Here is a 22,594-nt window from a genome sequence, read left to right on the forward strand (position 1 = left end):
TGATAAGCATGCTGATTTCGTCGCTGGCCTTGCCGGTCAGTTGCCGCGTGGATCAGCGCGTCCCGAAGAAGATGCTGGTTGAGAACGGCGCACCGACCAGCGCGGACAAGCGCCTCATCAACGACACGGTTGAAGAGGTCCAATGGATAGCGGCCTTGAAACCTTACACAGTGGGCGTGGCCGAATATCGCGACAACGAGCGCGAATACCTAGAGGTGGCGGTGTTGAGCATCGTTGCCCGCCTTGCGGCGCAGAGCGACAGTGGCGGTGCGGCGAAGAAGACACCAAACACGACCCGGCTAGCCGAGCTGGTGCACCGCGCCGTGCCTTACCCCGTGCTGCTACTGCTGGCCGCGCCGCAGGGCGTGTTCATCTCCTTGGCGCACAAACGCTGGGCACACAACGAGGCCGGCAAGGTGGTGCTAGACGGCGAGCCAGTCACGGCAGACTTGGCGCTTGATCTGACAGTTGGACACCCCTTCGCTCAGGCTCTGGCTTTAGCTCGCCAGCCCCAGGCCAGTCTGCTGGCCCTGTACCAGGGCTGGATAGACTGTCTGACCGCCTGGCAGGTCGCGCAATACACAGGCACTTTCACGGCGACCGATACTCCGGCCCAAGCCGCTGCACACCGCGAAGCCCTGCGCAACTGCCAACGGTTGGAGTTGGAAAGCGCCCGCCTGCGTGCGCTGGCAGCCAAGGAAAAGCAGATGGCCAAGCTGGTGGACCTGAACCTCGCGCTCAAGCGCATCAGCGCCGAGCTGGCATCGGCGCGCGAACAACTTTAAAGATCTCAGAAGTGATGGACAAAAAATTGCAAAAGCTAGAAGCGACCAGTCCGGAGGCCAAGTCTGCGGACTTGGTGGCAGGCAACATCGAACAGCTCAAGGCCTTGTTTCCCGAGTTAATTATCGAAGGCACCAACGGCGTGGCCGTGAACGTGGACGTGCTCAAGACGCTAGTGGGCGACCAGACCGCCACCGATGCCGAAGAGAAGTACGGCCTGAACTGGCACGGTAAGCGCCGAGCGCGTCAACTTGCGTTGACGCCCAGCACCGGCACGCTGCGCCCCTGCACGGCAGAAAGTGTCGATTGGGACACCACTAAGAACCTCATAATCGAGGGCGATAACCTCGAAGTGCTCAAGCTGCTGCAGAAGAGTTACGCGGGGAAAGTGAAGCTGATTTACATCGACCCGCCTTACAACACGGGGAAGGACTTCGTGTACCCAGACAATTTTCAAGACAATATCAAGAACTATTTGGAGTTGACTGGGCAAGTTGAAGGCGGCCAGAAGGTCAGCAGCATACAGAAGCGAGCGGACGGTTCCACACTGATTGGCTGAACATGATGTATCCGCGAATCAAACTATCCCGGAGCCTCCTAAGAGCGGATGGAGTCATTTTTATCACTATCGATGATCATGAGGTTGCCAATCTAAAGGCGATATGCGACGACGTCTTCGGCGAGGAGAATCTGCTCGGCATCCTAATCTGGCAACACAGTCTTCAGCCCAAGGGCTACTCGGGAACATTCTCCGTGCATCACAACTACGTTCTTTGCTACCAAAAGAGCGAGGATTTCGAGTTGGCGAATCTGGAGCGTACTGATGAGCACAATAAGAACTACTCGAACCCTGACAATGATCCGAATGGCCCATGGCGCACGGGAGACGTCCGGAATGCACTTTACCGTCCGAACCTGATTTACAGGATCGAAACGCCGTCGGGTAAATTTATCGAGCCACCGGAGAACGGCTGGCGTTGGAGCAAAGAAACGGTCGCCCAAAAGATGAAGACGGGCGAGATTATCTTCTCCCCCGATGAGACAAGAATCATAAGAAAAATTTATCTCAACTCGCTTGAAGGGAGGACGCCGGAGACTGTCCTCTTTGGAAAGGAAGTCGGTACAACGCGCGATGCCGCGAGCGAATTGAAGGCTCTCTTTGATGGCCGCGTTCCGTTCGATACGCCCAAGCCAACAGCTTTAATTCGCCACTTTATCTCGCTCTCGGGGGCGGTCGGAGAGGATCTAGTGCTAGACTTTTTCGCGGGATCCGGTACCACTGGTGAAGCCGTCCTTCGGCATAACGTCTCTGCGGGGAGCAAGCTTCGCTATTTGCTTGTTCAACTTCCAGAGCCGCTTGACATCGAAAACAAGGATCAAAAAGACGCGGCGTCATTGTGCGATTCACTCGACAAGCCCAGGAACATTGCGGAGCTGACGAAGGAGCGTCTGCGCCGCGCAGCTGTCAAGGTTAGCTCTGAGAATCCCTTGTTTGCAGGGGATGCTGGTTTTCGTGCTTTGAAACTTGACCATTCCAATATCTGTGCGTGGAATCCCAGCCCTGATAACCTTGCAGAAACATTGCTTGACCATCAGGATCACCTGGTCGAGGGGCGCTCAGAGTCGGATATTCTCTATGAGCTGCTCCTCAAGCTCGGACTGGATCTGTGCGTGCCCATTGAGCAACGCGCAATCGCTGGCTACAAGGTGAATTCGGTAGGCGGTGGCGTGTTGATGGCCTGCTTGAGCACCGCAATTGAACGAGAGGGCGTAGAGAACCTCGCACTAGGCTTGATTGCTTGGCATAAGGAACTTTCGACTGCCGGCGATACCACCTGCGTGTTTCGCGACAGTGCCTTCGCCGACGACGTGGCTAAAACCAATATGGCCGCGATCTTGGAGCAGAACGGCATTCGTAACGTGCGCAGTCTGTGAGGCTCGGTCGATGAAACTTCACTTCGAGCCTAACCTTGACTACCAGCTCCAGGCCATCGAGGCCGTCTGCGACCTGTTCAGGGGACAGGAGGTTTGCCGTACCGAGTTCACGGTGACGATGAAGTTGCCGGACCAGCAACTGTCCCTGGGTGTGGCGGAGACCGACCTTGGTGTCGGCAACCGGCTGACACTGCTGGACGACCAACTTCTTCAGAATCTACGCGATGTGCAACTTCGCGGCGGATTAGCGCCGTCCAGCGTGTTGGCGTCTGGCGACTTCACTGTGGAGATGGAGACCGGCACGGGCAAGACCTACGTCTACCTGCGCACGATCTTCGAGTTGAATAAGCGCTACGGCTTCACCAAGTTCGTCATCGTCGTTCCCTCCGTGGCGATCAAGGAAGGCGTCTACAAGTCGCTGCAGATTACCGAAGACCACTTCAAGGGAATCTATGCTGGCGTGCCAGTAGACTTCTTCCTGTACGACTCGAGCAAGCTGGGACAGGTGCGCAACTTCGCCACCAGCTCTAACATCCAGGTGATGGTGGTGACGGTCGGCGCCATCAACAAGAAGGACGTGAACAACCTCTACAAAGACAGCGAGAAGACAGGCGGCGAGAAGCCCATCGACTTGATCAAGGCGACCCGGCCAATAGTCATCGTGGACGAGCCACAGAGCGTGGACGGCGGCCTGACCGGCGCGGGCAAGACCGCGTTGGACGCCATGCACCCGCTGTGCACGCTGCGCTACTCGGCCACGCACGCCGACAAGCACCACATGGTGTTCCGGCTCGATGCGCTTGATGCCTATGAACGCAAGCTAGTCAAGCAGATCGAGGTGGCGGCGGCCACTATTGAGGACGCCCACAACAAGGCCTTCGTGCGGCTGGTGTCGGTCAGCAACAAGCGCGGCAGCGTCAGCGCGAAGGTTGAGCTGGATGTGAATGCCGCCACCGGCGTGAAACGACAAGAGATGATGGTTAGCGATGGGGACGATCTGCAGCAAACCACCAAGCGTGATATCTATGCCGATTTCCGCGTGGGGGAAATAAACGCGGCCAAGGGCGGAGAGTTCTTGGAGCTGCGCTACCCCGGTGGCGAAACCTTTTTGGCCATTGGCCAGACCTATGGCGATGTCGATGCGCTTGCAGTGCAGCGCGAGATGATTCGCCGCACCATCCGCGAACACCTGGAGAAGGAGAAGGTTCTCCGCCCGAAGGGCATCAAGGTCTTGTCCCTGTTCTTCATCGACGCCGTGGAGCGTTACCGCCAGTACGATGCCGAGGGCAACGCAGCGAAGGGCGATTACGCTCGCGTCTTTGAGGAGGAGTACCGGCGCGCGGCCAAGCTACCGGCCTATCAGAGTCTGTTTGCCGAAGTTGATTTGGCGCATGCCGCAGAAGAGGTGCATGACGGTTACTTCTCCATCGACAAAAAGGGAGGCTGGTCAGATACGGCCGAGAACAACGCCGGAAACCGTGAGAATGCCGAGCGGGCCTACAACCTGATCATGAAGGACAAGGAGAAGCTGCTTGCCTTCGATACGCCGCTGAGATTTATCTTCTCGCACTCAGCGCTGAAGGAGGGCTGGGATAACCCCAACGTGTTCCAGATTTGCACCCTGCGGGAAATGGGCTCCGAGCGCGAGCGCCGGCAGACCATTGGCCGGGGGCTGCGGCTCTGCGTGGACCAGAGCGGCGAGCGCGTGCGCGGCTTCGAGGTGAACCGCCTGACGGTCATCGCCACCGAGTCATACGAGCAATTCGCCGAGAACCTGCAGAAGGAAATAGAGGCCGATACGGGCATCCGCTTCGGCGTGCTGGAGCAGCACCAGTTTGCTGCCATCACCGTCAAGGCGGCTGATGGCACGCTGACGCCGCTGGGCGTGGACCAGTCCAAGGCGCTGTGGGAGCACCTGAAAGCGGCTGGGCACGTCGACGCAAAGGGCAAGGTACAGAATTCGCTGAAACTCGCCCTGAAGAACGGAACCTTGGCGCTGCCTGAGGCCTTTGAGGCCCAGCGCGATCAGATTGCAGAAGTGCTGCGCAAGGTGTCAGGCCGGCTCGAAGTCAAGAACGCTGACGAGCGCAGGGATGTGCCATTACGTAAAGGCAAGGATGGCAAGGCGGTCTATCTGTCCGAAGAGTTTAAGGCGCTGTGGGATCGAATCAAGCACCAGACGACCTACCGCGTCCAGTTTGACAACGCCAAGCTGTTGGATGCATGCATCGCTGGTCTGAAGAAGGCCCCAGCCATTGCTAGGGCGAGACTGCAGTGGCGAAAGGCCGAAATTGCAATTGGCAAGGCCGGCGTGGAGGCCACCGAGAAGGAGGGTGCAGCCACCGTCGTGCTGGACGAGACAGATATCGAGTTACCGGACCTGCTGACCGACCTGCAGGACCGCACCCAACTGACGCGCCGGAGCATCATTACCATCCTGACCGGCAGCGGCCGCCTGGACGACTTCAAGCGCAACCCGCAGCAGTTCATTGAGCTGACGGCGGAGATCATCAACCGCTGCAAGCGTCTGGCGCTAGTAGACGGTATCAAGTACCAAAAGATTGGCGACGACCATTTCTACGCCCAGGAGCTGTTCGCCAACGACGAGCTGACGGGCTATCTGCGCAACATGCTGTTGGACACGAAACGGTCCATCTATGACCACGTCATCTACGACTCAGACACCGAACGCAACTTCGCGGAGGCGCTGGAAACGAACGATGGCGTGGTGCTGTACGCAAAGCTGCCAAGTTGGTTCCAGGTGCCGACGCCGCTGGGGCCATACAATCCGGATTGGGCCATCCTGTTTGACCTGGAAGGCACGCAACGCATGTATTTCGTCGTGGAGACCAAGAGCAGTTTGTTCACCGATGATCTGCGCAGCAAGGAGGACGCCAAGATCGAGTGCGGCAAAGCGCACTTTGCGGCGCTGGGAGCTGGCGAAAACCCTGCCCGCTATCTCGTGGCCACGTCGTTTGGTGATGTGCTTAAGACGATGGAGTGACCTAGTCTTCTTTCTCTAGGCATCAGCCCAGCTGCGGTACGGGCAAATTGCATCGCATTGCATTGTGGCTTGTTTCCCGTTATGCCGTTATGCCGCGCCAAAGCTGGGTTTTTCTGATGTACTGATAATCGAAGGGGAGTCATCGGACTTCACAATGCCACACTTAATACCCGTTATTCAACATGCTAACGGGTCAGGACTTCGAGGGGGTGGTCCGTTTCGCGACCGGCTTCCAACCTAGGTGCTCTGCCAGATCCGAAGCGGTCGGATTGTAGTAGCGCTGCAGCATCCGCATGTCTTTGTGCCCTGTGAGTTTCGCCAGGCGTAGGGCGTCTACCCGCTTTGCGAGGCGCGTCGTCGCCGTGTGCCTGAGATCGTGTAGGCGCAAGCCCAGGACAGCTGGATCTTCCTCCGCGAGTCTGTCTCGGCCACGAATCCAAGCTTGCGTAATCGAGTCCGGCCGAATGTGGCGTTCCTCCCCCGGATTTCCGCCTGTGCCCTTCAGGACGAACCCTGTCCGCTCCGCTGCTGGTATCGCTGACAGAAGCGTGACCGACTCAGGGGAGAGCGGAATCGTGCGGGCTTCCCCGTTCTTTGTGTCAACGAAGGTCATATGAGGCCAGCCATCGTCTGCCGGGTCAAGAACCACGTTTTGCCAACGCAGACTTGCAATCTCACTGCGTCGCGCAGCTGATTCGAGCAGTAAGCGCACCGCCAAGCGCGTCATTGCACTGCCGGCACGTGCGATTATCCGCTCTACGTCGCTATCCTGCGCTGTGCGGTCGCGTGCGTCACGGACCGGGAGCGCGTGTCCACGCGCGCAATTCTCAATCCACGACTTGCCCGGTTGCTTGCGCGCCCATTCGATTGCAGCCGATATGACTGACAGAAACGAATTTACCGTGCTGCTCTCGTAAGCTTTTTCTTCCTTGACGCGGTCGCGCCAAGCAGAAAAGTGCCAGGGTTTCAGCGTCTCGATCGGTGTATCGAGCCACTCGGCAGACTTTGACAGGCCGCCGCCGTCCGCAAGCAGTTGATTGAGCCGACTCGTTTCAGCAACCCGTCCTTTCTTGCCTGGCGTCACCTCGTTCCTGTACTTTTCAAAAAATGGCCGCAGTGTGTCGGTTTTCGATGTGTGCTCCTTTACTGCGCCATGAGTAATAAGACTCTCGCGCTGCTCGTGCGCGAATTTCACCGCGTCCGAGCGCGCTTTGCTCTTGCTCTGGCGGGAGGTGGGGTCATAGGGAAATGACTTATCGACGAGAACGCCCCGGCGCTTGATCTTGACTTGAAACGATGTGCCACGATCATAGGTGTTATTTCGGGTTCTGTTTTTCGTCTGCACTGAGGTCATCACAAGAGACTTGCTGGAAGTGGTGGGTCGGCTTTATTTTCCCATTTTTTTCCCGGGAATTGGCAGAAATTTGGATTCCCCCGAGATAACTCTGAAGAAACAGCGGCTTTGTTGATGGCGAATATCTAGGAAATTAGCATTCGCAATGCGAAGGTCGGGAGTTCGATCCTCCTCCTCACCACGAATCCAAGGGCCTGTCGCAAACCCCAGGCCCTTTCCCATTTCTGCACCCATCTGCACTTCCCCAACCGGCTAAACTGATCGCCATACAAAACATGCGAGGCCCGCATGCACTTCGAAATCCGCGAAATCGACCACGTCGTCATCCGCTGCGCCGATCTCGACCGCATGGTGGACTTCTATCGCGTCGTATTAGGTTGTCCGGTCGAGAAGGAGCAGCGCGATATCGGCCTCGTGCAGATGCGCGCGGGCCGTTCGCTGATCGATCTGCTGGCCGTCGGCGCGAAAATCGATCGGCCGGAGAGCGGTCAGCCCGGCGCGGGTCGCAATATGGATCATCTGTGCGTGCGCGTCGAACCGTTCGATGCCGACACGTTACGCGCGCATCTCGAAAAGCATGGCGCGCGCATCGGTGAAGAGGCGCGACGATACGGCGCCGAAGGCTTCGGCCCGTCGCTCTATTTCTTCGATCCGGAAGGCAACATGATCGAGTTCAAAGGTCGGCCCGACGTCTGATGTTCAGGCCGCGCCGTCCTTCAGAACGTTCCAGCGGATCGCGACGGCGTCGGCAGTCTCACTGCCTAGCGTGACGTCGCCGTCCTGCACCATCATCTGCAAACGCATCGTCCGTTCGGCCAGCTTGCCGAGCGCTTCTGCGATGCCATCCGCGAGCGACCAGACCGTCACGTTCTGCAACCGTTCGACCTTGCCCTTCACGCCGTTCCACCAGATATCCGCGGTCTTTCCCGCATACGCGATCACGATCACGCGCTCCGAGCGGCCACTCGCCTTCGAGATGCGCCGTTCGTCCGGCTGGCCGACCTCGATCCACGTCTGGATCTGCCCGGTGAGATCCTTTTGCCACAGATCGGGCTCATCCGTGTCGGACAAGCCTTTGCAGAATTCGAGACGCTCGTCGGCGAACATGCCGAACGCGGCGACGCGCACCATCATCCGTTCGTCCGTCTCCGAGGGATGGCGCGCAATGGTCAGGGAATGATCGCCGTAGTAGTGGCGATCCATGTCGGCAATTTGCAGGTCTGCCTTGTAGATCGTGGATTTGAGAGCCATTCAGCATCGGACGCCGGTCTTTCGGCCAGCGGAAAAGAATTGTCGAGATGGCGCGAGCGTTTGCGCGCCAAACCGACATTGTGCGGGGAATCGAAGGAAATTTGGAAGACGCCGACGCGCACGATCGTGCTTCGATCGCGGCGGAATGGATCGATGGCCTGTTGCCGACGATTAATTCACGGATAAATCCCGCTTCCGGCGCAATTCAATAATCGCGCCGGATCGTCGGCTGGATATTCTGCGAGGAACCGCTTATTGATCGATGAAACGATCCGCGGTCCACATACCTTGCGTGTCGCTATTTGAGGCGTTGACGAATTCGATGTCATGGCCCACCACGCGAATCACGCGAAAATGCGAATCGACCGGAGTCGAAATGCATTCGAAACCCTCGAAGAACTGCTGCATCTTCTGATGCTCGCCGGCTTTCGCGTGTTGATCGGCCGAATCGAACTTGTCCTTGGATAAGCAGCCATACGAGTTTGGCCTGAAAGTGAACGTCTGCTGAGGCTGAATAACGCCGTCCTGGGCTTGCGCTGCGGAAACGGTTGCAAACAAACCCATCATCGCGAAGAGAATACCGACGCGTCTTTTCATGTATACCCCCAAACGAAACCGTTTCGAAATTAGCTATGTATTTAAAAGCGGCTGACCGCAAAACTCATGCTAGTTGACGGAGGCAAACTTGCAAGCATATGTTATGTGCGACCGCAACACGTCAGAATGTCGCAGGCGCTTTTCAAGTGAAGCGGCGATTGAAATCCAGTTAAAAATCGCGAAAACGAAGCGCGAAAAGAAATGAAAGCTCGCTCTTATGCCGGAAGGACTGCGACAATTTGCCTCCCGCGCGCGCGTGGTGCGTTGCATTAGACGCCCGTGAGACTGATCCAACACATAACGACCGATGCGCTCTGCGCGCGTCAAGATGGCCAATCGGCCTATTGCAAGCGTTCGGCGTTCATGGATAAATCGACGCATCGAACTCTGGAGATCAAGCATGACCCTTGCCCAATGGCTGCCGTTCGCGATCGCGTCGGCGATCCTCGTCGCCATTCCCGGCCCGACAGTGCTGCTCGTCGTGTCCTACGCGCTCGGCCACGGCCGCAAGTACGCATTCGCGACGACCATCGGCGTCGCGCTCGGCGACCTTACCGCGATGACCGCATCAATGCTCGGCCTCGGCGTGGTGCTGGCGGCATCGGCTGAATTGTTCATGGTCGTGAAGTGGATCGGCGCGGCGTATCTCGTGTACCTCGGCATCAAGCTTTGGCGCGCGCCGGTGGTCGATACGGACGCGGTCCAGCCTACCGGCGAACTGCGCACGAGCCGAATCATGGCCCACGCATACGCCGTCACGACGTTGAACCCGAAGAGCATCATTTTCTTTGTCGCGTTCGTGCCGCAATTCGTCGATCCGCACGCGGCGAGCGTGTCGCAGATCGCGATTCTCGAAGCAACCTTCGTCGGACTGGCGGCCGCCAACGCGTTCGCCTACGCGCTGCTCGCGTCCGGCGCGCGCAAGGCGATCCGCAAGGCTTCCGTGCAGCGCGCGGTGAACCGCACCGGCGGCGCGCTCCTGATGGGCGCGGGCATTTTCGCCGCGGCATGGAAAAAAGCAGCATGAGTCAGCCGGACGATTGGACCGCAAGCGCGCGGCGCGTGTATTTCGGCCTGCTCGACGACTGGAACAGGCAGGACGCGGCCGCGATGGCGGCGCGCTTCACGGAGCGCGGCAGTCTTGTCGGTTTCGACGGCAGCGCCATCGACGGGCGCGCCTGCATCGAGGCGCATCTTCAGCCGATTTTCGCCCAGCATCCGACGCCGCGTTTCGTCGCGAAGGTGCGCGAGGTGAGGCGCATGGCGAACGGGCAGACGTTGCTGCTGCGTGCCGTCGCGGGCATGTGGCCGCGCGGCGCGACGGCGCTCGAGCCGAGTCTGAGCGCGGTTCAGACGATGGTGCTGTCGCTTTGCGATGGCGTGTACCGGATCGAGATGTTCCAGAACACGCCTGCCGCGTTTCACGGACGGCCGGAAGAAAGCGAAAAGCTCAGCGTGGAATTGCGCGAGCTCGGCAAACCGGCGGGCGCGTAGTTATTTGGACGTCTACTTTCCGATGCAGAAGCGGCTAAAAATCACGCCGAGCAAGTCATCGGAAGTGAATTCGCCCGTGATCGCGTTGAGATCGTCTTGCGCGAGCCGCAGTTCTTCCGCGAAAAGATCGAGCACTTGCGACTGTTGGTCGGCATGTCCGGCGGCGAGCGCGAGATGTTCCCGCGCCTCGCGCAGCGCGATCAGATGACGCTCGCGGGCGAGATACACGCTCTCCGCCCCCGCTTGCCAGCCCGCGATCTTCAGCAGCTCGTCGCGCAGCAGCGAAATGCCATCGCCGGTTTTCGCCGACAGATTGACTTCGCGCGCGTGACCTTCCGCATCGCGCACAGATGACGGCGCGCCCGCGAGGTCTGTCTTGTTCATCACTCGCACGACGGGCACGCCAGCCGGAAAGCGCGCCGCGATGGCCTGATCTTCCGGCGTCACGCCTTCGCGCGCATCGAGCAGATGCAGCACGACATCAGCGCGCTCGATTTCGCCCCACGTGCGCTCGATGCCAATGCGCTCCACCTCGTCCTGCGTCTCGCGCAGCCCCGCCGTGTCGATGATGTGCAGCGGAATGCCTTCGACCTGAATCGTCTGCGCGACCTTGTCGCGCGTCGTTCCGGCAATCGGCGTGACGATCGCCAGTTCCGCGCCCGCGAGCGCATTCAGCAGCGACGACTTGCCCACGTTCGGCTGGCCCGCGAGCACGACCGACAAACCCTCGCGCAAAAGCGCGCCCTGACGCGCGTCGGCGAGAACCGTGTCGAGCCGCTCGCGGATGCGCGCGAGCTTCCCGCGCGCGTCCGCGGCTTCGAGAAAGTCGATCTCTTCCTCGGGAAAATCCAGCGTCGCTTCGACGAGCATGCGCAGCGTAATCACGTCTTCGACCAGCGCATGGATCTCGCGCGAGAACGCGCCTTCCAGCGAACGCCCGGCCGAGCGCGCGGCGGCTTCGGTGCTCGCTTCGATCAGATCGGCGACGGCCTCCGCCTGCGCCAGATCGAGCTTGTCGTTGAGAAACGCGCGTCGCGTGAATTCACCCGGCTCGGCGAGCCGCAGGCCGAAATCGCGGCCGGCTTCGATCGCCCGTTGCAGGACGAGTTGCAGCACGATCGGGCCGCCGTGTCCTTGCAACTCCAGCACATGCTCGCCGGTGTAGGAGTTGGGCGCGGGGAAATAGAGCGCGATGCCGCGGTCGAGCGCTTCGCCGTTGCCGTCGCTAAACGGCACGTAGCTCGCATGACGCGGCGCGAGCGCCTGGCCGCACAACGCGTGCATCGCCTTTTGCGCGGCGGCCTCGCCTGCGCGACCGAACGACAGCCGCACGACGCCGATCCCGCCACGCCCCGGTGCGGTGGCGATTGCGACGATTGGATCGGTGTCGTTGCTCAGCATGTCGATGCGCAATGTGATGGTTTCAAAGTGCGGGCATTGTATCGCGGCGTCTGATTCCCTTTGTCCAGCGCTGTCGGAAGCGTCCCGTATGAATTATCTTTTTTGAGATAGAGGATCCCAACGAAACGGAAAGCGAAACTTCGTGCATTGAAGAACGCAAGCCGCGCAGCGATTGGCGATATGATGCAAGCTCGCTGCCAAACGGCAATCAACAACAACACTTAATCAAGATAAAGAGGCGCAGCCTCGCGCCAAAAGTAGCGCAATTGGTTGACTGGTAAGCAGCGATTGCCTCGCACAATCCAGCCCATGCCTACACCACAAGAAAAGGCCGATTTCTCCGAGCGGCTCAAATTCTCGATGACCCGCGCACCCGAAAAGATGCGCGGAGCGACTGATCTCGCATTGCACTTCAACCTGCGCTATCAAGGCGAGCCCGTTTCGCCGCAGACGGCGCACAAGTGGCTCACCGCGCGTTCGATCCCGACCGCCGACAAGCTGAAGACGCTCGCCGACTGGTTCAAGGTCGACCAGCACTGGCTGCACTACGGGCCGCCGCCGAGCGGCAATCCGCAGGTCACGCCGAAGCCGCTTGCGCGCGACGAGCAATATCCCGCGTCCGAGGAGACGCTCGAACTGGCGACGAAGATCGAAGCGCTGTCGCCGCATCATCGATACTTGCTCGAGGAGCTCGTCGAGCAGTTCTACGGATCGATGAAGCGGTAAATTTCCACTCACCAAAACAAAACGCCCGGCCAGAGCCGGGCGTTTTCGCATCAAAAGCAGACGCAGCGCTTACGCCGCCTTCTTACTCTTTCCCATCATGCGCGTGATGTAGTACTGCTGCGCGATCGACAGCACGTTGTTCACCACGTAGTACAGCACGAGACCGGCCGGGAAGAAGAAGAACATGACCGAGAACGCGATCGGCATGAACATCATCATCTTGGCCTGAACGGGGTCCGGCGGCGTGGGGTTCAGCTTCGTCTGCAGGAACATCGAGACGGCCATCAGCACCGGCAGGATGAAATACGGGTCTTGCTGCGACAGATCGTGAATCCAGCCGATCCACGGCGCGCCGCGCATTTCCACCGACGACAGCAGCACCCAGTACAGCGAGATGAACACCGGAATCTGCACGACGACCGGCAGACAGCCGCCGAACGGATTGACCTTCTCGGTCTTGTACAGCGACATCAGTTCGGCGTTCATCTTCTGCGGATCGCTCTTGAAGCGCTCGCGAATCTGCTGCATGCGCGGCGTGATTTCCTTCATGCGCGCCATCGACTTGTAGCTCGCCGCCGACAGCGGGAAGAACACGGCCTTGATGAGCAGCGTGAGCAGCACGATCGCCCAGCCCCAGTTGCCGACATAGCTGTGAATCTTCTCGAGCAGCCAGAAGAGCGGCTTGGCGATGATCGTCACCATGCCGTAATCCTTCACCAGCTCCAGACCCGGCGCGATGCCTTCGAGCATGCGCTCTTCTTCCGGACCGGCGAAGAGACGCGCATCGACGTTCACGGTCTGTCCCGGCGCGATGGTCTGCGCGGGCATCGTCACGCCGACGCGGTACAGGTCCGGGTCGATCTTCTGCACGTAGATGTCGCGCTTCACGCCTTGCTGCGGAATCCACGCGGACGCGAAATAGTGCTGCACCATCGCGATCCAGCCGTTATCCGACGAGGTCTCGAACGTTGCCTTGTTCTTGTCGATGTCGGAGAAGTCGATCTTCTGGAAGTGCTTCTGATCCGTGTAGACCGCCGGCCCGATGAAGGTATGCGAGAAGCGCGGCGTCTCGACCGGCGTGTTGTCGCGCACGAGCTCCATGTAGAGCTTCGGCGTGACCGGCGCGGTGCCGACGTTCTCGATCTTCGTATCGACGTTGATCACATAGCTGCCGCGCGTGAACGTGTAGGTCTTGATGACCTTCACGCCACCCTTCGCGGGCGATTCGAACGCGATCTTCAGCGTCTTTTCGTCGCCCGTCAGCGAAGTCTGGCCGGGAACGGGCGTGAAGATGTCGTTGTGATTCGGGAAATCGCCGCCGAGCAGGCCCGTGCGCGCGAGATACGTGTGGTTCGCGGTGTGATCGAACAGCGTGATGTAAAGGTCCGGCTGCTTGCCGTCGCCTTCCTTGACCAGCGAAAGCTTGGAGAGCGTGCCGCCGCGCGTGTCGATTTCACCGGAATACACGTCCGTCGTGAACTTGACGAGCTGCGATTGCGCCGTGGCGGGCGGCGTCGTCGATCCGGGAGCGGCCGTGCCCGCGGGCGCGTTCGGCAGTTCGGACGGCTGCGCGCCGGATGCGGCCGAGCCCGGTGCCGGGTTGCTGGCGGTCTTCGCCGGTTGCGTCGCGCTCGGGAAGAACATCGACGGGCGCCCATGGTCGCGTTGCCAGTTGTCGAACAGCAGGACAACTGACACGAAGAAGATGACCCATAGGACGGTGCGTTTGATATCCATGCGTTGTCTCAGTGTCGATCGGAAAGCGCTTTAGCGCCGTTTGGTGTTGAAAGCTTGTCTTGCCCGGGGCTTGCGGCGTCCGCGCCAGATTCTTGTGCGTTGGGAGGCGGCACGAGATCGACGCCGCCCGCCGAAAGAGGATGGCAGCGGCAAAGCCGCTTCACGGCGAGATACGTGCCATGCGCGGCGCCATGATACTGGATTGCCTCGCGCGCGTAGTCGGAACAGGAAGGATAAAAGCGGCACCGGTTGCCGAGCAGAGGGCTCACAGCAACCTTGTAGAAGCGCAACAACGCGATGAGTGCCGTTTGCATAAGCTTCGCGCCGCGCGCCGGACTTGCCGTGGAGGCGAGTCTGCGCAATCCGCGCTTCATGACCCTGACGGGCCGGATGATTCGTCGACGGCGGGCGCCTCGGGCGGCGCCGCCACGGTTTCGGCCCTGCGGCGCGCGGCTTCGCGCACGGCACGGTCGAACAAAGTTTCCAGCTCGCTGCCGACGAGCGCCCGAAGCGGCGGGGAGCTCGCGCTCGGCATTGCCTTGCGGTCGATCTTCGCGTGCAGCCGCACGAGAATGTCGAATCCGTCCAACTGCGTGCGACGCAGCCGGAACGCATCGCGCGCAAGCCGTTTGATCAGATTGCGCGTGACGGCGCGCGGCGCCTGCTTCTTGCCGATCACCAGCCCGAGCCGCGCTTCCTTTCCGGACGGCTTGCCGTACAGAACGAAATGCGGCGAACGGCGCCAGGGGCGCAAACGAAAAACGGATGAGAACTCATCCGTTTTCAGCAGCCTTGCGGCCTTGGGGAACGCGGCCTGCGCCGGCAACTGAACGATGTCCTGTCTCAAGACTTCTATGCGGCGCGTGAGCGGCTCGCCGTCGAGTGCGACATCCAACCGCGAGCGAACACTCGGCAGACTTAGATGGCCAGGCGCTTGCGGCCCTTCGCGCGGCGAGCGTTGATGACCTTGCGGCCGCCAGCGGTCTTCATGCGAACGCGAAAGCCGTGGGTGCGCTTGCGACGGGTAACGGAAGGTTGGTAAGTACGTTTCATGGTGCTCTCACTTGAGTTGATTGACCGCGCGGGCTAAGGCTCCAGTGTGGTCACTGCAAGCGCGATGGCCGGAGGTTCAGGAATTCTGTTTTCGCGGAACCCGCTATTTAAACCGTTTTCCTATTGACCGTCAATAGTTTAGCGCCACCGAACGCGTATTCCGGCGCATTTCCACCGCGTCCGACGTGCTGATTTGACCCTGTGGATAACTCGCGCGCCACCCTCGTTTGGCGTTAGAATCTCGCCTTACTCCCAAATATCCGCCCGCTGCTTCGGCCCGCCGTCCGCCCGCAAACCCTTGCGGCGTAAGCCTCCGGAGCATCCCTGCTCGGCCGTGCCGGGACTTGTCCGAACGTTCGGCAAGCACGGCCCGCAGGTGCGGAGCAAACCATAACGACCGCATTCGATGAACGATTTCTGGGAACACTGTTCCGCACTGCTTGCGCGCGAACTCACGCCGCAGCAGTACGTCACGTGGATCAAGCCGCTGACCCCGGTCGACTTCGATGCCGGCGCGAACACCTTGCGCATCGCCGCTCCCAATCGCTTCAAGCTCGACTGGGTGAAGAGCCAGTTCTCGGGCCGCATCGCCGATGTGGCGCGCGACTTCTTCAGCGCGCCCATCGACGTGCAATTCGTCCTCGATCCAAAAGCGACCGCGCGCAACGCCATCGGCGGCGGACCGAATGCCGCGCCACGTCCGACCGCGAGCGCGCCCGTCGCGCCGCGCGCCCCGGCGCCGGCTGCGGCCGCGCCTCAGTCGCCGACGGTCGTTGCGCATGCGAACGCCACCGCGCACATCAACGCGCTCGCCGCAGAAGCGGCACAGCAGGCGCAAGCCACGCAGGAAGATCAGGCCGATCTCGACCTGCCGAGCCTCGACGCCAACGAAGCCGCTGCCGGCCGACGCACGTGGCGTCCGGGCGGCGCGCCTTCGGCCGCGGGTGAAAACGATTCCGCCTACGAGCGCTCGAAGCTGAATCCGGTGCTGACGTTCGACAACTTCGTCACCGGTAAGGCGAACCAGCTCGCGCGCGCGGCGGCCATTCAGGTCGCGGACAACCCCGGCATTTCGTACAACCCGCTCTTTCTGTATGGCGGCGTGGGTCTCGGCAAGACGCACCTGATTCACGCCATCGGCAATCAGTTGCTGATGGACAAGGCGGGCGCGCGCATCCGCTACATCCACGCTGAACAATACGTGTCCGATGTCGTGAAGGCGTACCAGCGCAAGGCGTTCGACGACTTCAAGCGCTATTACCACTCGCTCGATCTGCTGCTCATCGACGATATTCAGTTCTTCTCCGGCAAGTCGCGCACGCAGGAAGAGTTCTTCTACGCGTTCGAGGCGCTCGTCGCGAACAAGGCGCAGGTCATCATCACGAGCGACACGTATCCGAAGGAAATCTCCGGCATCGACGATCGCCTGATCTCGCGCTTCGACTCCGGTCTCACGGTCGCGATCGAGCCGCCCGAACTGGAAATGCGCGTCGCGATCCTGATGAGGAAGGCGCTGTCGGAAGGCGTGAGCCTGTCGGAGGACGTCGCGTTCTTCGTCGCGAAGCATCTGCGCTCGAACGTGCGCGAGCTCGAAGGCGCGCTGCGCAAGATCCTCGCGTATTCGAAGTTCCATGGCCGCGACATCACGATCGAACTGACCAAGGAAGCGCTCAAAGACCTGCTGACGGTGCAGAACCGGCAGATCTCGGTGGAGAACATCCAGAAGACGGTGGCCGATTTCTACAACATCAAGGTCGCCGACATGTATTCGAAAAAGAGGCCGGCTAACATTGCGCGCCCGCGCCAGATCGCGATGTATCTGGCGAAGGAACTGACGCAGAAGAGCCTGCCCGAGATCGGCGAACTGTTCGGCGGACGCGATCACACGACCGTGCTCCACGCGGTGCGCAAGATCGCGGCCGAGCGCGGCACCGATGCGCAGTTGAACCACGAACTGCACGTGCTCGAACAGACGCTGAAGGGCTAAGCGACCGATCGACGCTTTGCCAGGAACGCACGCGTCATTTATTGCGCCCGGCGGCCTGTTTTTTAACGAAAACGTCCCCATTTTTAGGGAGCGGTTCCGTTTTGAGGCACAATATAGGTTTAGCCGTCCGTGGCCTGGGCGGCATTCGAGCGCAGTTTTCGCGAGTGACCGGCGGGGGCCGGCAACGCGTGTTACGAGGTTGTCCGTCGGGCAAATCTGGTGGCGAAACCGGCGGACAGGCCGTCACATCAACGAAGGAACTCTATGCAACTGGTCAAGACCGAACGAGATAATCTTCTAAGGCCGCTGCAAACCGTGAGCGGCATCGTAGAACGCCGCCATACGTTGCCGATCCTCGCGAATTTGCTCATCACCAAGAACGGCGCCGATGTGTCGTTCCTCTCGACCGACCTCGAACTCCAGATCACGACGCGCGCCGATTTCGGCGTCGGCAGCGATCAGGTCGCCACGACGGTCGCAGCGCGCAAGCTGCTCGACATTCTGCGCGCGATGCCTTCGGGCGAAGTCGTGCTCGACCTCTCCGACAAGCGTCTCACGGTGCGTTCGGGCAAGAGCCGCTTCGCGCTCCAGACGCTCGCCGCCGACGAATTTCCCACGGTCAACCAGGCTACTGACTTCGGCGCGAGCCTTTCGGTTCCGCAGAAGACGTTCCGCCAGTTGCTCGGCATGGTTTATTTCGCGATGGCCCAACAGGACATCCGCTACTACCTGAACGGCATGCTGCTCGTGGTGGATGGCGACCAGCTGATGGCGGTCGCGACCGACGGCCACCGTCTCGCGTTCTCGTCGATGAAGATCGAAGGTTCGTTCCCGCGTCAGGAAGTCATCATTCCGCGCAAGACGATTCTCGAGTTGCAGCGCCTGCTCGAAGACATCGACGACTCGTTGAAGATCGACATCGCCGCGACGCAGGTGAAGTTCAGCTTCGGTCAGGTGGAACTGGTGTCGAAGCTCGTCGAGGGCAAGTTCCCCGACTTCCAGCGCGTGATTCCGAAGTCGCACAAGAACACGTTCGAGATCGGCCGCGAAGAGTTGCAGCGCTCGCTGCAGCGCGCGGCGATTCTCACGTCCGACAAGTTCAAGGGCGTGCGCTGCCTCGTCGAGCCGGGCCAGCTCAAGATCATGTCCACGAACGCGGACCAGGAAGAGGCGCAGGAAGAACTGGAAATCGCTTATCAGGGCGATTCCGTCGATATCGGATTCAACGTCACGTATCTGCTCGACGTGCTCGCGAATCTGAAGGTCGACACGCTCAAGGTGAGCCTTGGCGACGCCAATTCCAGCGCGCTCATCACGATTCCCGAGAACGAGGAATTCAAGTATGTGGTGATGCCGATGCGTATCTGACGCACGCAATACCGAGAACACTCCAAGGGGCGGCGCGCCCCTTTGGCGTTTTTAAGGTGTTTTGAAAAGTTCGAGCAGTAATCGCAGCGTTATCGAAGCAGTGTCGAAGCAGTGACGCAGAACCGGAAAAAATCCATGACTGAAAACACAAATTCGCAACCCGACAACAAGCCTGACAACAGCTACGGCGCATCGTCGATCCAGATCCTCGAGGGTCTGGAGGCCGTGCGCAAGCGGCCGGGAATGTATATCGGCGATACGTCGGATGGCACCGGTCTGCATCACCTCGTTTTCGAAGTGCTGGACAACTCCATCGACGAAGCGCTCGCCGGATATTGCGACGACATTCACGTCGTCATTCACGCGGACAACTCGATTTCCGTCACCGACAACGGCCGCGGCGTGCCCACGGGTCTGAAGCGCGACGACAAGCACGATCCGAAGCGTAGCGCCGCCGAAATCGTGATGACCGAGTTGCACGCGGGCGGCAAGTTCGACCAGAACAGCTACAAGGTGTCGGGCGGCCTGCACGGCGTGGGCGTGTCGTGCGTGAACGCGCTGTCGGAATGGCTGCGCTTGACCGTGCGCCGCGACGGCAAGAAGCACTTCATGGAGTTCGCGCGCGGCGTCGTGCAGAACCGCGAGCTCGTCGAGGAAGACGGCGTGCAGTATTCGCCGATGCCGGTCGTCGGCGAAACGGAAAATCGCGGCACCGAAGTGCACTTTCTGGCGGACGCGACTATCTTCGGCAATGTCGAATTCCACTACGACATTCTCGCCAAGCGCATGCGCGAGCTTTCGTTCCTGAACAACGGCGTGCGGATTCGCTTGACGGATCAGCGCACCGGCAAGGAAGACGATTTCGCGTTCGCGGGCGGCGTGAAGGGTTTCGTCGAGTACATCAACAAGGCGAAGCAGGTGCTGCATCCGACCGTGTTCCACGCGGTCGGCGAGCGCGAGAACGTGACCGTCGAAGTGGCGATGCAGTGGAACGACAGCTTCAACGAAAGCGTGCTGTGCTTCACTAACAACATTCCGCAGCGCGACGGCGGCACGCACTTGACGGGCCTGCGCGCGGCGATGACGCGCGTCATCAACAAGTACATCACCGATAACGACATCGCGAAGAAGGCGAAGGTCGAGACCACCGGCGACGACATGCGCGAAGGTTTGTCGTGCGTGCTGTCGGTGAAGGTGCCGGAGCCGAAGTTCAGCTCGCAGACGAAGGACAAGCTTGTGTCGTCGGAAGTGCGCGCGCCGGTCGAGGAAATCGTCGCGAAGGCGCTGGAAGATTATCTGCAGGAAACGCCGAACGACGCGAAGATCATCACGGGCAAGATCGTCGATGCCGCGCGTGCTCGCGATGCCGCGCGCAAGGCGCGTGAGATGACGCGTCGCAAGGGCGTGCTCGACGGCATCGGTTTGCCGGGCAAGCTCGCGGATTGTCAGGAGAAGGATCCGGCGAAGTCCGAGATTTATATCGTCGAGGGCGACTCGGCGGGTGGATCGGCGAAGCAGGGACGCGACCGCAAGTTCCAGGCGATCCTGCCGCTGCGCGGCAAGGTGCTGAACGTCGAGAAGGCGCGCTTCGACAAACTGCTGTCTTCCGAGCAGATCGTGACGCTGGTGACGGCGCTCGGCTGCGGCATCGGCAAGGACGACTACAACCTCGACAAGCTGCGCTATCACCGCATCATCATCATGACCGATGCGGACGTCGACGGCGCGCACATCCGCACGCTGCTGCTCACGTTCTTCTATCGGCAGATGCCGGAGATCGTCGAGCGCGGGTACATCTATATCGCGCAGCCGCCGCTTTACAAGATCAAGGCGGGCAAGGACGAGCGCTATATGAAGGACGCGCACGAGCTCAATCAGCATATGTTGAAGCTGGCGTTGCAAGGGTCCGAACTCATCCCGAGCGAAGGCGCCGATCCGATTTCCGGCGATGCGTTGGGCGAGCTCGCGCGTGCTTATTTGCTGGCGCAGGCCGTCGTCGATCGTCTCAGCCGCATTTACGACGCGGCTTCGCTGGAGGCCGTGATGGACGGCGTGGTGATCGATCTGTCGTCGCAAGAAGCGGCGGAGGCATCGGCGAAGCGTCTGGAAGAGCGTCTGCGTGCCGACCCGCTGAAGCCGGAAGTGAGCGTCGAACCGGCTTACGATCAGGTGCGTGAGCTGCGCTCGCTGCATGTCAAGCGGCGTCATCATGGCAACGTGAAGGTCACGGTGTTCGACGAAGACCTGCAGCTGACCGCGGATTACAAGCAGCTTGTTTCGACGGCGGATACCTTCAAGGGCTTGATCGGCGAAGGCGCGTTGATCAAGCGCGGCGAGCGCTCGATGGCGGTGACGGATTTCAAGAGCGCGATGAAGTGGCTGATCGCGGATGCCGAGCGCAACGTTTCGAAGCAGCGCTATAAGGGCTTGGGCGAGATGAATCCCGAGCAGCTGTGGGAAACGACGATGGATCCGAACGTGCGGCGTTTGCTGCGAGTGCAGATCGAGGACGCGATCGCGGCGGATGGCATCTTTACGACGCTGATGGGTGATGATGTCGAGCCGCGTCGGGCGTTTATCGAGAATAACGCGCTGCGGGCGGGGAATATTGATGTTTGATTGCTGATTGTCTCTGCATCATCCAAACCCGTGTCCGCGCAAGCGGCTCGGGTTTTTCTTTTCGCGCATCACGCGCTTTGCCGCAACGACAACCAAATCTCCGTCACCAGATCCCCCGGCGCGGTCTCCCTCGGATCATTCACATAAACCTCGAAAACCGGCGCCTCTCCGGTTTCACGCCCGGAGCGCGGCAACCATTCCCCATACAACCACTGATACGCAAAACAAAGCTGCGCATACGGCCCGATATGCGTGAGCACCGCAAACTCCCCACCCGCGACTTCCACCCGCGAAACCGGCGCTTCGAACTTCACATCGTCGGGGGAGAAGAGCTCACAACAAGCGATCGAGCGCAAATCGTCTTCGGCGACGGCGGAAGGATCATCGAAATAAATCCCGAGCGAGCGCGCCCGCGGATCGACCAGCCCGCGCACCGCAAGCCAGTGAAACAGCATCTCGAACGCCCGCCCGATATTCATGTACGACCCGCGATGCTCCATCGCCGCGACCGTAAATCCACGCTGACTACGAATATCGACCTGATGCATCGCCGTATCTCCTGATCGAACTTCATCCAAAGGAACGAATCTCGAAGCGCCGCCCTCACTGCGAAACTGCGCCGGCGGAATCCGATAACTGGCCTGAAACGCCCGCGAAAACGCCTGCACGCTGCTGTAACCCGCGTGTTCGGCGATCGAATCGATCGGCAGGGCGCCCTGCAAAAGCTCGTTCGACGCGCGATGCAGCCGCAAGCGTCGGACGGTCGCCGCCGCCGTCTCTCCATAAAACGCGTGATAAATCCGATGCCAGTGATACGGCGACAAACACGCCACCTCGGCGAGCCGATTGAGATCGAGCGCGTCGTCGAGATGATCGTGGATATACGCGACCACGCGCGCGAGCCGCGTCTCATAAGACTTTTCGCTCATCGCCAGCTCCGAAAGGAAAGAGAACCCGATGTCAGGAAACGTAGCACGACCCGCTTTAGCATTTCTTGCGGACTTGCGCCGACCGCGCCGCCACGAGACACGCGTACACTTTCGCCTTTGAGCGCACGAACGCGCCACGAACCGAGAAATACGAACATGTTCACCTGCCGAAACCAGTCCTGCGGCGCCGATTGGGCGCTGTCGGACGTCGATATTCACAACGAGGGCCAAGGCCTGCTGTTCCGCTGCCCGATGTGCGGCGCGCGCAACTACATCACGCGCCACGAGACCAAGGACGGCGACGTGACCTACGAGCAAGTCCAGGACATCACGCCGCACGGCAAGCGATAACCGAC

General features: G+C 60.3%; 19 protein-coding genes and 1 pseudogene. 11 read left to right on the forward strand and 9 right to left on the reverse strand.

Going from position 1 to position 22,594, the window contains the following annotated elements; genetic code table 11:
- Positions 1 to 8: 8 nt before the first annotated feature.
- The 3 genes and pseudogenes from QCE58_RS01385 (at position 9) to QCE58_RS01395 (ending at position 5,722) form a co-directional block, all read left to right on the forward strand.
- Positions 9 to 785 (forward strand): DUF4391 domain-containing protein, encoded by a 777-nt coding sequence (locus QCE58_RS01385; RefSeq protein WP_250520877.1) that lies wholly within the window; start codon positions 9 to 11, stop codon positions 783 to 785.
- Between the two features lie 14 nt (positions 786 to 799).
- Positions 800 to 2,718: pseudogene (locus tag QCE58_RS01390) on the forward strand (site-specific DNA-methyltransferase).
- A 10-nt stretch (positions 2,719 to 2,728) separates the two neighbouring features.
- Positions 2,729 to 5,722 carry a type III restriction-modification system endonuclease gene (locus QCE58_RS01395; protein WP_250520879.1) on the forward strand — a complete coding sequence of 998 codons (2,994 nt, stop codon included), beginning with the start codon at positions 2,729 to 2,731 and terminating at the stop codon, positions 5,720 to 5,722.
- A 193-nt stretch (positions 5,723 to 5,915) separates the two neighbouring features.
- On the opposite strand, the gene QCE58_RS01400 is transcribed toward QCE58_RS01395, so the two are convergent.
- Complete coding sequence (locus QCE58_RS01400) at positions 5,916 to 7,076, reverse strand: site-specific integrase (RefSeq protein WP_250520880.1); 1,161 nt, start codon at positions 7,074 to 7,076, stop codon at positions 5,916 to 5,918.
- Between the two features lie 288 nt (positions 7,077 to 7,364).
- Here QCE58_RS01400 and QCE58_RS01405 point away from each other — a divergent pair, with 288 nt between their 5' ends.
- Positions 7,365 to 7,772 carry a VOC family protein gene (locus QCE58_RS01405; protein WP_239294321.1) on the forward strand — a complete coding sequence of 136 codons (408 nt, stop codon included), beginning with the start codon at positions 7,365 to 7,367 and terminating at the stop codon, positions 7,770 to 7,772.
- 3 nt (positions 7,773 to 7,775) lie between these two features.
- Here the strand turns inward: QCE58_RS01405 and QCE58_RS01410 are convergent, their stop codons facing one another.
- Complete coding sequence (locus QCE58_RS01410) at positions 7,776 to 8,327, reverse strand: YaeQ family protein (protein ID WP_033536561.1); 552 nt, start codon at positions 8,325 to 8,327, stop codon at positions 7,776 to 7,778.
- A 252-nt stretch (positions 8,328 to 8,579) separates the two neighbouring features.
- Complete coding sequence (sap1, locus tag QCE58_RS01415) at positions 8,580 to 8,924, reverse strand: surface attachment protein Sap1 (protein WP_008352233.1); 345 nt, start codon at positions 8,922 to 8,924, stop codon at positions 8,580 to 8,582.
- Positions 8,925 to 9,324: 400 nt separating this feature from the next.
- On the opposite strand from sap1, the gene QCE58_RS01420 reads away from it, so the two are divergent.
- Together QCE58_RS01420 and QCE58_RS01425 are read left to right on the forward strand one after the other, a co-directional pair.
- Positions 9,325 to 9,951, forward strand: coding sequence for a LysE family translocator (locus QCE58_RS01420; protein WP_239294320.1), 627 nt, complete (start codon positions 9,325 to 9,327; stop codon positions 9,949 to 9,951).
- The gene (locus QCE58_RS01425) at positions 9,948 to 10,418 is read left to right on the forward strand and encodes an SgcJ/EcaC family oxidoreductase (RefSeq protein ID WP_175979695.1); all 471 of its coding nucleotides are present in this window, start codon (positions 9,948 to 9,950) and stop codon (positions 10,416 to 10,418) included. Before QCE58_RS01420 ends, QCE58_RS01425 begins: the two co-directional genes overlap by 4 nt.
- 12 nt (positions 10,419 to 10,430) lie before the next feature.
- Here the strand turns inward: QCE58_RS01425 and mnmE are convergent, their stop codons facing one another.
- On the reverse strand, positions 10,431 to 11,819 hold the full coding sequence (gene mnmE, locus QCE58_RS01430) for a tRNA uridine-5-carboxymethylaminomethyl(34) synthesis GTPase MnmE (RefSeq protein ID WP_008352230.1): 1,389 nt from the start codon (positions 11,817 to 11,819) through the stop codon (positions 10,431 to 10,433).
- Positions 11,820 to 12,128: 309 nt separating this feature from the next.
- Between mnmE and QCE58_RS01435 the strand changes: the two genes are divergently transcribed.
- Positions 12,129 to 12,545 (forward strand): transcriptional regulator, encoded by a 417-nt coding sequence (locus QCE58_RS01435; RefSeq protein ID WP_008352229.1) that lies wholly within the window; start codon positions 12,129 to 12,131, stop codon positions 12,543 to 12,545.
- A gap of 69 nt (positions 12,546 to 12,614) precedes the next feature.
- Here the strand turns inward: QCE58_RS01435 and yidC are convergent, their stop codons facing one another.
- The 4 genes from yidC to rpmH all read right to left on the reverse strand — a co-directional run bounded on the left by yidC (position 12,615) and on the right by rpmH (position 15,335).
- Positions 12,615 to 14,282: a membrane protein insertase YidC gene (yidC, locus tag QCE58_RS01440; RefSeq protein ID WP_008352228.1), complete on the reverse strand. Its 1,668-nt coding sequence runs from the start codon at positions 14,280 to 14,282 to the stop codon at positions 12,615 to 12,617.
- Between the two features lie 8 nt (positions 14,283 to 14,290).
- Complete coding sequence (yidD, locus tag QCE58_RS01445; protein ID WP_033536595.1) at positions 14,291 to 14,596, reverse strand: membrane protein insertion efficiency factor YidD; 306 nt, start codon at positions 14,594 to 14,596, stop codon at positions 14,291 to 14,293.
- Positions 14,597 to 14,652: 56 nt separating this feature from the next.
- Positions 14,653 to 15,117, reverse strand: coding sequence for a ribonuclease P protein component (rnpA, locus tag QCE58_RS01450; RefSeq protein WP_308196617.1), 465 nt, complete (start codon positions 15,115 to 15,117; stop codon positions 14,653 to 14,655).
- Between the two features lie 83 nt (positions 15,118 to 15,200).
- Positions 15,201 to 15,335, reverse strand: a complete 135-nt coding sequence (rpmH, locus tag QCE58_RS01455) for a 50S ribosomal protein L34 (RefSeq protein ID WP_004198824.1) — start codon at positions 15,333 to 15,335, stop codon at positions 15,201 to 15,203.
- A 406-nt stretch (positions 15,336 to 15,741) separates the two neighbouring features.
- Between rpmH and dnaA the strand changes: the two genes are divergently transcribed.
- The 3 genes from dnaA to gyrB all read left to right on the forward strand — a co-directional run bounded on the left by dnaA (position 15,742) and on the right by gyrB (position 21,309).
- Positions 15,742 to 17,322 (forward strand): chromosomal replication initiator protein DnaA, encoded by a 1,581-nt coding sequence (gene dnaA / locus QCE58_RS01460; RefSeq protein ID WP_250438781.1) that lies wholly within the window; start codon positions 15,742 to 15,744, stop codon positions 17,320 to 17,322.
- A 264-nt stretch (positions 17,323 to 17,586) separates the two neighbouring features.
- On the forward strand, positions 17,587 to 18,690 hold the full coding sequence (gene dnaN / locus QCE58_RS01465) for a DNA polymerase III subunit beta (RefSeq protein WP_008352220.1): 1,104 nt from the start codon (positions 17,587 to 17,589) through the stop codon (positions 18,688 to 18,690).
- A 135-nt stretch (positions 18,691 to 18,825) separates the two neighbouring features.
- On the forward strand, positions 18,826 to 21,309 hold the full coding sequence (gene gyrB / locus QCE58_RS01470) for a DNA topoisomerase (ATP-hydrolyzing) subunit B (protein WP_008352217.1): 2,484 nt from the start codon (positions 18,826 to 18,828) through the stop codon (positions 21,307 to 21,309).
- A gap of 68 nt (positions 21,310 to 21,377) precedes the next feature.
- On the opposite strand, the gene QCE58_RS01475 is transcribed toward gyrB, so the two are convergent.
- Positions 21,378 to 22,238: a GyrI-like domain-containing protein gene (locus tag QCE58_RS01475; RefSeq protein WP_250520922.1), complete on the reverse strand. Its 861-nt coding sequence runs from the start codon at positions 22,236 to 22,238 to the stop codon at positions 21,378 to 21,380.
- A gap of 156 nt (positions 22,239 to 22,394) precedes the next feature.
- On the opposite strand from QCE58_RS01475, the gene QCE58_RS01480 reads away from it, so the two are divergent.
- Entirely contained in the window at positions 22,395 to 22,589 is a 195-nt protein-coding gene (locus QCE58_RS01480; protein ID WP_250501618.1) for a hypothetical protein, read from the forward strand.
- The last annotated feature ends 5 nt before the right edge of the window (positions 22,590 to 22,594 follow it).

Source organism: Caballeronia sp. LZ028, assembly GCF_031451415.1.
In the GTDB taxonomy this organism is placed as follows: Bacteria; Pseudomonadota; Gammaproteobacteria; order Burkholderiales; family Burkholderiaceae; genus Caballeronia; species Caballeronia zhejiangensis.